General features: G+C 63.7%; 8 protein-coding genes and 1 pseudogene. 1 reads left to right on the forward strand and 8 read right to left on the reverse strand.

Going from position 1 to position 9482, the window contains the following annotated elements; genetic code table 11:
- Positions 1-389 (reverse strand): annotated as a pseudogene (locus EOA75_RS22515) (hypothetical protein); the annotation flags it as partial.
- A gap of 248 nt (positions 390-637) precedes the next feature.
- Between EOA75_RS22515 and EOA75_RS22520 the strand changes: the two are divergent.
- On the forward strand, positions 638-1639 hold the full coding sequence (locus EOA75_RS22520; RefSeq protein ID WP_127325197.1) for a KpsF/GutQ family sugar-phosphate isomerase: 1002 nt from the start codon (positions 638-640) through the stop codon (positions 1637-1639).
- A gap of 66 nt (positions 1640-1705) precedes the next feature.
- On the opposite strand, the gene EOA75_RS22525 is transcribed toward EOA75_RS22520, so the two are convergent.
- The 7 genes from EOA75_RS22525 to EOA75_RS22555 all read right to left on the reverse strand — a co-directional run.
- On the reverse strand, positions 1706-2170 hold the full coding sequence (locus EOA75_RS22525) for an NfeD family protein (protein WP_127325192.1): 465 nt from the start codon (positions 2168-2170) through the stop codon (positions 1706-1708).
- 28 nt (positions 2171-2198) lie between these two features.
- Positions 2199-3149, reverse strand: coding sequence for an SPFH domain-containing protein (locus EOA75_RS22530; protein WP_127325193.1), 951 nt, complete (start codon positions 3147-3149; stop codon positions 2199-2201).
- A gap of 133 nt (positions 3150-3282) precedes the next feature.
- Positions 3283-4347 carry a ferrochelatase gene (gene hemH, locus EOA75_RS22535; RefSeq protein WP_127325194.1) on the reverse strand — a complete coding sequence of 355 codons (1065 nt, stop codon included), beginning with the start codon at positions 4345-4347 and terminating at the stop codon, positions 3283-3285.
- A 146-nt stretch (positions 4348-4493) separates the two neighbouring features.
- On the reverse strand, positions 4494-6581 hold the full coding sequence (locus EOA75_RS22540) for a 5'-nucleotidase C-terminal domain-containing protein (RefSeq protein WP_127325195.1): 2088 nt from the start codon (positions 6579-6581) through the stop codon (positions 4494-4496).
- A gap of 190 nt (positions 6582-6771) precedes the next feature.
- Positions 6772-7143: a hypothetical protein gene (locus EOA75_RS22545; RefSeq protein WP_127215434.1), complete on the reverse strand. Its 372-nt coding sequence runs from the start codon at positions 7141-7143 to the stop codon at positions 6772-6774.
- A 189-nt stretch (positions 7144-7332) separates the two neighbouring features.
- Entirely contained in the window at positions 7333-8778 is a 1446-nt protein-coding gene (locus EOA75_RS22550) for a homospermidine synthase (RefSeq protein ID WP_127325196.1), read from the reverse strand.
- A gap of 125 nt (positions 8779-8903) precedes the next feature.
- Positions 8904-9482: DUF3445 domain-containing protein (locus tag EOA75_RS22555; RefSeq protein ID WP_164747498.1), on the reverse strand; the 579-nt coding region annotated here is incomplete at its 5' end.

The following is a 9482-nucleotide window of genomic DNA, read 5'->3' on the forward strand; positions in this document are numbered from 1 at the left end:
GGCTTCTTCTTGGCGTTTTTCTTGTCGGCCGCCTTGGCATCGCTTTTCGCGTTGGCACCCGCCGAGCCCTGCCTGGCAGTCGAAGGCCGGCGTGGCGCGGCCACTGTCTGATTGTCGGCGAAGGGGTCGTCGGTGGCTTGCGGCTGGTCGAATATGCTGCCCGCCGCGCCCCCGGTCTGGTCGTCGTCGGGCACCGCGCCTGGGCTTGCTGGTTCATAAGGGTTGGCGGTCGTCTGGTCCTCAGCCATTTGGGTCGCCGGAACCGCTTGATCCAGCGATCCCTGCGCGCGCAATTGTCTCGCCTTGCGTTGCTGGTCGGCCAGGATTGCCGATTCGGAGACCTCGCCGCGCAACTCGGTTTCCTGCGAAAATGCCGGCACGGTGCGCATCAAGGCGCCAATGCTTGCCGTCAGCAAAAGCGCTGCAACGGCAATGCACTTCCGGCCTTTTTTCGTATCTGGCTCGCCCCCGGACATCATCACCACTGCTTGCGCGGCGCAGGCGCGCCATACTTACCGGACCGTAAATGCGGATGGTTAACGGAGGGTTGAAACAGGCCAAGGGCCCTTGTCCGCGACGCACGCGAGACGGGAATTCCGTTGGACAGGCGGGCGACATGGCGCTAATGGCATCTGCCATGCACGCGGGGTCCTCAGAAAGAAAGCAGCCGGACAGGCAGGCAGCGATTGAATCGGCGCTGAGAACGGTGGCGACGGAGCAGGCCGGCATGGCCGCGCTTGCAGCCGCTCTCGGCAACGGCTTGTCCGAACCGTTCGCTGCCGCAGTGGATGCCATCGCGCGTATCGAGGGCCGCGTCATCGTCACCGGCGTCGGCAAGAGCGGGCATATCGGCTCAAAGATCGCGGCGACGCTCGCCTCGACCGGCACGCCTGCCTTCTTCGTCCATCCGGCCGAGGCCAATCACGGCGATCTCGGCATGATCGCCAGGGACGACGCCATCATCGCCATGTCTTGGTCGGGCGAGAGCAAGGAACTGATGGGCATCGTCGCCTATTCCAGACGCTTTTCGATCCCGCTGATCGCCATCACCTCGGGCGAGAATTCGGCGCTGGCGCGCGCCGCCGACGTCGTGCTGTTGCTGCCGGCCGCGCCGGAGGCCTGTCCCCACGGGCTGGCGCCGACGACATCGGCGCTGCTGCAGCTGGTCATGGGCGACGCGCTGGCGATCGCGCTGCTCGAGGCGCGCGGCTTCACGCCGGACCATTTCCGCACCTTCCATCCCGGCGGTCAGCTCGGAGCCAATCTGATGCAACTGCGCGAGATCATGCATGTCGGCGAGCGGCTGCCGCTGGTGCCGTCGGACACGGGAATGCGCGAAGCGATCGTCGAACTGTCGCGCAAGGGTTTTGGCTGCGTGGCGATCACCGGCGCCGACGGTGCGCTGATCGGCATCATCACCGATGGCGACATCCGCCGCCACATTGCCGATGATCTTCTGTCGATGAACGTCGATGAGGTGATGACAAAGAAGCCGAAGACGGCTGCCCCCGACACGCTGGTGGCGACGGCGCTGCAGACGATCAATACGTCGGCCATCACCAGCCTGATGGTGGTCGAGGCCGATCGCCCCGTGGGGCTGGTGCATCTGCACGATCTGCTGCGCATCGGCGCCGCCTGAGATGGGCGAGACTCAGGACACGCAGGCCTGATTCCCAAACGGCTTCAGAATAGGAAACCCGCAAACTCAGACGGCCTCCACCGTCAGCTCCAGATCGGTGTCGGCGGCGCCGGTCACACGCACCTGGGTGCCGACGGGCAGGTCCGGCCCGGAGACACGCCACAGCGTGTCGCCGAGGCGGATGCGGCCGCGGCCATTCTTGATGGGCTCGGCCAATGTCGCCGTGCGGCCGACCATCTGAGCGCCGCGGCGGTTGAGCAGCGGCTGGTCCGCATTGACGGCACGATCGCCCACCAGCTTCTTGCCGACGAAGGCTGAGGCCAGGGAGAGCACGAGGAAGGCGAGCACCTGGAGCTGCCAGGTCCAGAAGGCAGCGTCCCAAATCAGCAGCGATACCGCGCCGATGATCAGCGCGGCGATGCCGATCCACAGCATGAACACGCCGGGCGCGACGATTTCCATCACCAGCAGCACGAATCCGAGGACCATCCAGTTCCACGGGCCGAGTTCCGATACGATGCGCTCGATCATTGACCTTCTCCCACCCAGATGGCGTGCCTCAATTGTCCGACGGTCGCATGAGCGGCGTGCGCGCGCCCTGACGTTGCGGGCCGGAAGGGCCGTCGGCCTTGAACACTTCGCGTGCGATCTCGCCGATGCCGCCGAGCGAACCGATCAGCGATGAGGCTTCGAACGGCATGAGCACGATCTTGTTGTTGCTGGACGAGCCGATCCTGGCCAGCGCCTCGGTGTATTTCTGCGCGATGAAGTAGTTGATCGCCTGCACGTCGCCCTTGGCGATGGCTTCCGACACCACCTGGGTCGCCTTGGCCTCCGCCTCGGCGGAACGCTCGCGCGCTTCGGCATCGCGGAAGGCGGCTTCCCTGCGGCCTTCGGCCTCGAGGATCTGCGACTGCTTCATGCCTTCGGCGGCCAGGATCTGGGCGCGCTTGTCGCGCTCGGCGATCATCTGGCGGCTCATCGAATCCACCAGATTGGCCGGCGGGTTGATGTCCTTGATCTCGACGCGGGTAATCTTGATGCCCCACGGGTGCGCGGCCTCATCGACGACGCGCAGCAACCGCTCGTTGATCGCATCGCGGTTGGACAGCAATTCGTCGAGGTCCATCGAGCCCATGACGGTACGGATGTTGGTCATGGTGAGGTTGAGGATGGCGTTCTGCAGCCCGGAGACCTGATAGGCGGCCTGCGGGGCATTCAACACCTGGTAGAAGGCGACGCCGTCGACGCCCACGATTGCATTGTCGCGGGTAATGATCTCCTGCGTCGGGACATCGAGCACCTGCTCCATCATGTTCATCTTGGCGCCTACGCGCTCGAAGATCGGATTGATGATGTTCAGGCCGGGCGTCAGCGTCTTGGTGTAGCGGCCGAAACGCTCCACCGTGTAGTTGTAGCCCTGCGGCACCGTTCTGATGCCTTTGAAAAGAAGGATGATGACGAGGAATACAAGAACAATGATGGCAATATCGAAACCGCTAAACCCCATTTCGTTTCTCCCTCAAAAGGCGGCGACCTCGCGGAATCACTTAAGTGTGTTTCCGAAGCGTTACAATCAGGTGATCGCGAATATTGGTTAGCGAAGGCTATTGCGAACCGGTTTCGCCGCCTATTATCGGACGTCAGACCCAGCCTGACAGTTCCCGCCGCACCAGCGCCTCGATCACTGCCATGCCCTCGGCGCTGTCGTTGAGGCAAGGGATGTGGGCGAAGTTCTTGCCGCCGGCATGGTCGAATGTCTCGGCGGCCTCGCGGCCGATTTCGTCCAGCGTCTCGATACAGTCGACGGAAAAACCCGGATTGACGACCGCGATCGATTTGACGCCGTCCTTCGCCAGCTTCTCGATAGTGACGTCGGTGTAGGGCTGGAGCCATTCCTGGGCGCCGAAGCGCGACTGGAAGGTGGTGATGAGCTTCTTCTCGTCCCAGCCGAGCCTTGCCCTGAGCAGCCGCGTCGTCTCGAGGCAATGCGCCTGATAAGGGTCACCCTTGTCGGAATAGGGTTTTGGGATGCCGTGGTAGGAGGTGATCACCACCTCCGGCGCGAAACCGAGCGTCGCCAGGTTTTGCTCGATCGAACGGGCGAGGGCGTCGATATAGACCGGCTCGTCATAATAGGGCGGCACACTGCGGATCGCCGGCGCTTGCCTGATCTTCATCAGCGCCCGGAACAGCTGGTCGTTCGCCGTCGCCGTGGTCGTCGCCGAATATTGCGGATAGAGCGGAAAAGTGAGGATGCGCTCGCAGCCCTGCTCGACCAGCCGGCGGACGACGCTGCCGGTCGAGGGATTGCCGTAGCGCATGGCCCAGTCGACCACGACGGTTGGCAGATCAGCAAGCGCAATGGCGAGCTTCTCTGCCTGCGAGCGGGTGAAGGTGCGCAGCGGCGACTCGTTCTTCTCCCGGTTCCAGATCCTGGCGTAGTTGGCGCCGGACTTTGTCGGCCGCGTTGTGAGAACCAGCGCGTAGAGGATCGGATACCAGATCGCCTTGTTGAGCTCGATGACGCGCGGATCGGAGAGAAATTCTCTGAGATAGCGCCACATCGGCTTGAAATCGGTGCCGTCGGGCGTGCCGAGATTGATCAGCATGATGCCGGTCTTGCCCGCCTTCGTCGGCGCGGCACCCGCCGGCGCCGGACCGGCGGTCTTGGCGGCTTTCGCATCGGCAGGATTGGCAAGCGTCATCGACGGTCTCCGGTTGTCGGTGCGAAACTAGCGATGCCATGCCGGTTTTGGAATGCTGCGTCTGGACGCACCTTACCGCGTTTGCGTCTGAAAACGGAACACCCGTCCGGTCTCCCGGACGGGCGCCATGAATTTCCGGCGAAAGGTTACTTTGCGGCCGGCGGAATTGTCAGCGTTGCTCCGAGCGGCAGACGGCGCGGCCTGTAGTCCTTGTTGGCCTCGGAGATCAGCTTCCATTTGCTGCCGTCGCCATAGTTTTTCTTGGCCAGATCCCAATAGGTGTCGCCGGCGGCGATCACATGGCTGGTCTCTGGGCTGGCCTCCGGACCGGTCGCGGCCGGCTTGGCCTCGGCGGGCGCTGTTTCGGCCGGCTTGGCGGATTCGGTCGCAGGGGCGGCGGTCGCCGGCGCAGTCTCGGCAGGTTTTGCTGTCTCCGACGTTGCTGGTGCCGTCTCGGTCGGAACGGCCGGCGGCGTCCCGGCAATGTCGCCGGAATTGGACGGCAAAGCCGGCATGGCAGGCTCGGTGGCCGCCGGCGCCGTCTCGGCCGGCTTCGCGGGTTGGGCGGCAGGCGGCGTCGTGGCGGTCTCGGCAGGGTTTGCCGGCTCCGCGGCCGCTGTCATGGCGCCGATCTCGGTGATGCGGCCGTCGAGCTTCGGTGTGTAGGGGCGGTGCGCGCCGAGATAGTCGGCCACCACCTGCTCCAGGCCCGGGCCGTAGTCATAGGCGTCCGTGGCCTTTTCGGCGAAGACCTTGTAGCCGTCGCCGCCCTGGCGGACGTAGTTGTTGGTGGCGACGAGATACTGCTTGTCCGGATTGATCGGCACCCAGGCGCCGTTCTCCATCACCTCGACCGATTTGACGCGGCCGGCATTGGGCGCGATCGACTTGTCGAAGGCATATTTCAAGCCGGCCACCTGCGGGAAGCGGCCGGCGCCGTCCTCGACCTGGCTGACGCCGCTTTCGAGACCGGCGACCAGGTCCTTGCCGGAGATCTTGAAGGTCGCCAGCGTGTTCTGGAACGGCAGCACCGTCAGCACTTCGCCCATGGTCACGGTGCCCTGGTCGATCGAGGCGCGCAGTCCGCCGCCATTCGAGATGACGATCTCGACGCCCTGGCCCTTGACCCGATCGAGGACGGCGTCGGAGACGAGATTGCCCATTTCGCATTCGCGGGTGCGGCAGCTTTCACGACTGCCATCGATCGGCTTGGTGGTCTCCGCCACTTCCTTGTTCTTCAGCGCCTCGATCGGCGCGCCAAGCTCCTTGATGCGGGCGAGCACCGCCGGATCGGGCGTGATCGACTTGTCGAGAAAGATCGGGTCGCCGCTGGCCGACTTGACGACGCCGTTGTCGTCGAACACGACCTTGAATTCGCCGAGATATTTCGAATAGGACGCCGCCTGCACCACCGGCACCTTGTAGCCGTCGGGGTTGTCGACCATCGTCGGGTAGGGGCCTGCCGCCTTCGGATCGGTGTTCGACAAAAGCGTGTGGCTGTGGCCGCCGACCACCACGTCGACGCCGGGGATTTTCGCGATGACGTCGCGCTCGCGGTTGTAGCCGATATGGGTGACGGCGATGATCTTGTTGATGCCCTGCGCCTTCAGTTTCTCGACCTCGGCGGTGATCGACTTGACGTCGTCCGCGATGGCAATGTTGGGGCCGGGCGAGGCCAGTTCCGGCGTGTCGTTGGTGACGGCGCCGACGATGCCGATCTTCTGGCCGCCGACCTCGACCACGATGGACGGCTTGATCTTGCCGTGGGCGCCGGACTTGTCGTTGGGCACGACGTTGGCGCTGACCACCGGGAACTTCGCCTTGTCGAGATAAGGCACAAGCGCGCTTTCGCCGTCGTCGAACTCATGGTTGCCGAGCGTCACCGCGTCGGGCTTGAGCTGATTGAGGAATTCCTCCTCCGCTGCTCCCTTGTAGGTGATGTAGAACAGCGATCCCTGGAAGCTGTCGCCTGCATTGAGCAGCAGCACGTTCTGACCTTCGAGCTTCTTGCGCTCCTGCGCGATCGCAGTGACCAGCCGGCCGGCGCCGCCAATGCACTCGCCTTTGGTCTCCTCTTCCGCGGAACATGTCGACTCGTATTTGTTGTTGCCTTCGATGCGGCTATGCCAATCGTTGAAATGCAGGATGTTCAGCGTGTAGTCGGCAAAAGACGCTCCGGCCGAGAGGCCAAGTGCTGATGCGGAAAGGGCGGCAATGGCGGCAAATTTCTTCATTCTCGTCTCCCGGATGAGCTGACTTGAAGTGCTTAAAGCCCTCGCTTGGCTGGAAGGTAACAGTCAGCTTCGGGTCATGTTCACATCGCGTTTTGGCCGATGCAAGCGGAAATCGGGAGGAGGTTTGCCGGCACAAAAAAGGACGGCGGCTCGCGCCGCCATCCTCGACAAAGTCGATCTCTCCCTGAGCTCAGGCTCGGCGCGTCAGCACGAAATTCTGACCACTGGAGCTGGTGCAGTTGAGCTGGCTGGTAGAGACCATCAGGCAGTTGAAGCTGACCGGCGTCTGGCGGATCAGCGAGGTGCCGTGGATCTCGACCGAGGTCGCGCCGGTCATGGTGTAGCTGCCCTCGGACAGCTTCTGGCCGGTATCGGTCGCGACGGTGGTGAAGCTGCCGGCCGCGAAAGTCGAGAGGCCGGTGCCCTTGGCGTCGATCCAGTTGCCCTCGACGCCCTTGGGCGCCGCTGCAATCGGCTCCGAAGGGCCGGTGGTGGTGCAGGCGGCAGCGGCCAGAAGGCTTGCCGCGGCGCCTGCCGAAAGCAATTTGCGCGCAATGATCATTCAAAAATCCTCTCCTCTCGCATCGGCCGGAAAATCGATCTCCGATCTTCGGAAAAGCGCGATGCGTGCATTCAAAGTGCTAGAGCGTACTTTGTGCGTCCGACAGGACGCGCGTCGCTCTGGGCCGCCCGTCTTCAATCGCCCGATTTCCGGGCGATTGCAAGGTGGAGACGCGGGTAGGCTTGGCTGCTATCGCACCAGGATGTTGCGGAACTGCCACGGATCGTCCTTGTCCAGATCCTCGGGGAAAAGCCCCGGGCGATTATCAAGCGGCGTCCAGTCGGTGTAGTAGCCCCTGACCGGCCCGAGATAGGGAAGCTGCACTTCCAGGCAGCGCCGGTAGTCCATCTCGTCGGCCTCCACGATGCCGGCCATCGGATTTTCCAACGCCCAGACCATGCCGGCGAGCACCGCCGAGGTGACCTGCAGGCCGGTGGCGTTCTGGTAAGGCGCCAGCTTGCGCGCCTCGGCCAGCGACAGCTGTGAGCCGTACCAATAGGCGTTCTTGGCATGGCCGTAGAGCAGCACGCCGAGCTCGTCGATGCCGTCGACCAGCTCGTTCTCGTCGAGCACGTGATGCACCGGTTGCGCCTTGCCGGCGGCGCCGAACATCTCGTGCAGCGACAGCACGGCATCGTTGCAGGGGTGATAGGCATAATGGCAGGTCGGGCGATACTGAACCTTGCCCTTCTTGCCGCGCACAGTGAAGAAATCGGCGATCGAGATCGCCTCGTTGTGGGTCACCAGGAAGCCATATTGCGGGCCGGGCGTCGGGCACCAGGAGCGCACGCGCGTGTTGGCGCCCGGCTGCTCCAGGTAGATCGCCGCCTGCGAGCCGTGCTTGTGCTTCTTGCCGTTCTTCGGCATCCAGGTCTCATGCGTGCCCCAGCCGAGCTCGGCCGGCTGCAGGCCTTCCGAGATGAAGCCCTCGACCGACCAGGTGTTCCAGAATACATCCATCGGCTTCGGCTTCTTGGTGCGCTGGGTATCGCGCTCGGCGATGTGGATGCCCTTGACTCCGGCCTTCTTCATCAGCTTCGCCCAGCCCTCGCGGTCGTGCTCCGGCGGGACCACAAACTCGAGCCCGAGATCGTTGGCGAGGTTGACCAGTGCCTGCTTGACGAACCAGGAGACCATGCCAGGATTGGCGCCGCAGCAGGAGATCGCCGTAGTGCCGCCGGGAGCCTTCTCCTTCTCCTGGCGCACGCTCTCGCGCAGCGCGTAATTGGTGCGCGAGGCATTGTCGGCCTTGTCGTCGAAATAGAAGCCGAGCCACGGCTCGACCACCGTATCGACATAGAGCACGCCGAGCTTGCGGCAGAGCTTCATCAACTCGAGCGAGGAGGTGTCGACCGACAGGTTGACGCACATGCCCTGACCGCTGCCATTGGTGAGAAGCGGGGTCAGAAGCTTCTTGTAGTTCTTCCTGGTCACCGCGTCCTGAACGAAGGCGATGCCGCGCTCGTCGAGCAGCATGCGGTCGCTGTCGCGCGGGTCGATGACCACCATGCGCGACTTGTCGAACTTGAAATGGCGTTCGATCAGCGGCAGCGTTCCCCGTCCGATCGAGCCGAAGCCGATCATCACGACAGGACCGGTGATTTCACCGTAAACGGGCCAGTTCTCGTTCGCCATTTTTTCGCACACTCCTTCAAACACGGGAAAGTCCGGCATTTTTCGCCGGTAGCCCTACATCATAGATCATTGTCACAAACCAGCAAAAACCGCCAACCGACGGCCAAACCGGCCTGGCGGTTTGGTTAAGCCACCATGGCCATGCCGGCGAGGTACGAAACCAGCCGGTCGCGGTCCGCGCTCAAACCCTTGTAGTCGAGCTGCGCCTGATCGAGAGCATTGAGCTGGTCGGCGAAGGAGGCCGCAAGCGCGACCTTGTCGGGGTGGCGGGCAAGCACCGCCAGCGGGTCGAGATGGATGCGAATGGTGAAAAGGATGTCGCGCGACACCGGCAGCTTGCGCAAGGTCTGACGCTCGACGCGAATGAAGGCATGGGCGTTGATGTCGCCGTCCGCAAAACGCGTCGGACGGTTCGCGGCACGGTCGATGCGCTCCCCGTTGGAAAGCGGATGATAGAGCGCGTCGCCCGCCTGGATCGACCAGTTGAAGCGCTCGACCGCCTGGCCCTGCAGGCCGTCGAACATGCGGTTGATGAGGTCGGCAGGCCGCGTGCCGGGGCCGAAGCCGGGCACGGGCGCGTGGATCTGTTGCAGCGGCTTGCCGAATTTCTCCCGGAGCGACCAGGACGACGGAAAGCAGAGCGAGCCGGCCGCGAGCCGCCAGCCGTTATCGCCACGGCGCATGATGATCAGGTCTTCCTGCAC

The sequence above is a fragment of the Mesorhizobium sp. M1A.F.Ca.IN.022.07.1.1 genome (assembly GCF_003997575.1).
GTDB lineage: Bacteria > Pseudomonadota > Alphaproteobacteria > Rhizobiales > Rhizobiaceae > Mesorhizobium.

What these genes read in the sequence shown, in the direction of transcription:
- EOA75_RS22520 (WP_127325197.1), top strand. Translation starts at nt 638, where the DNA reads ATGCACGCGGGGTCCTCAGAAAGAAAGCAGCCGGACAGGCAGGCAGCG.
- EOA75_RS22525 (WP_127325192.1), bottom strand. Translation starts at nt 2,170, where the DNA reads ATGATCGAGCGCATCGTATCGGAACTCGGCCCGTGGAACTGGATGGTC.
- EOA75_RS22530 (WP_127325193.1), bottom strand. Translation starts at nt 3,149, where the DNA reads ATGGGGTTTAGCGGTTTCGATATTGCCATCATTGTTCTTGTATTCCTC.
- hemH (WP_127325194.1), bottom strand. Translation starts at nt 4,347, where the DNA reads ATGACGCTTGCCAATCCTGCCGATGCGAAAGCCGCCAAGACCGCCGGT.
- EOA75_RS22540 (WP_127325195.1), bottom strand. Translation starts at nt 6,581, where the DNA reads ATGAAGAAATTTGCCGCCATTGCCGCCCTTTCCGCATCAGCACTTGGC.
- EOA75_RS22545 (WP_127215434.1), bottom strand. Translation starts at nt 7,143, where the DNA reads ATGATCATTGCGCGCAAATTGCTTTCGGCAGGCGCCGCGGCAAGCCTT.
- EOA75_RS22550 (WP_127325196.1), bottom strand. Translation starts at nt 8,778, where the DNA reads ATGGCGAACGAGAACTGGCCCGTTTACGGTGAAATCACCGGTCCTGTC.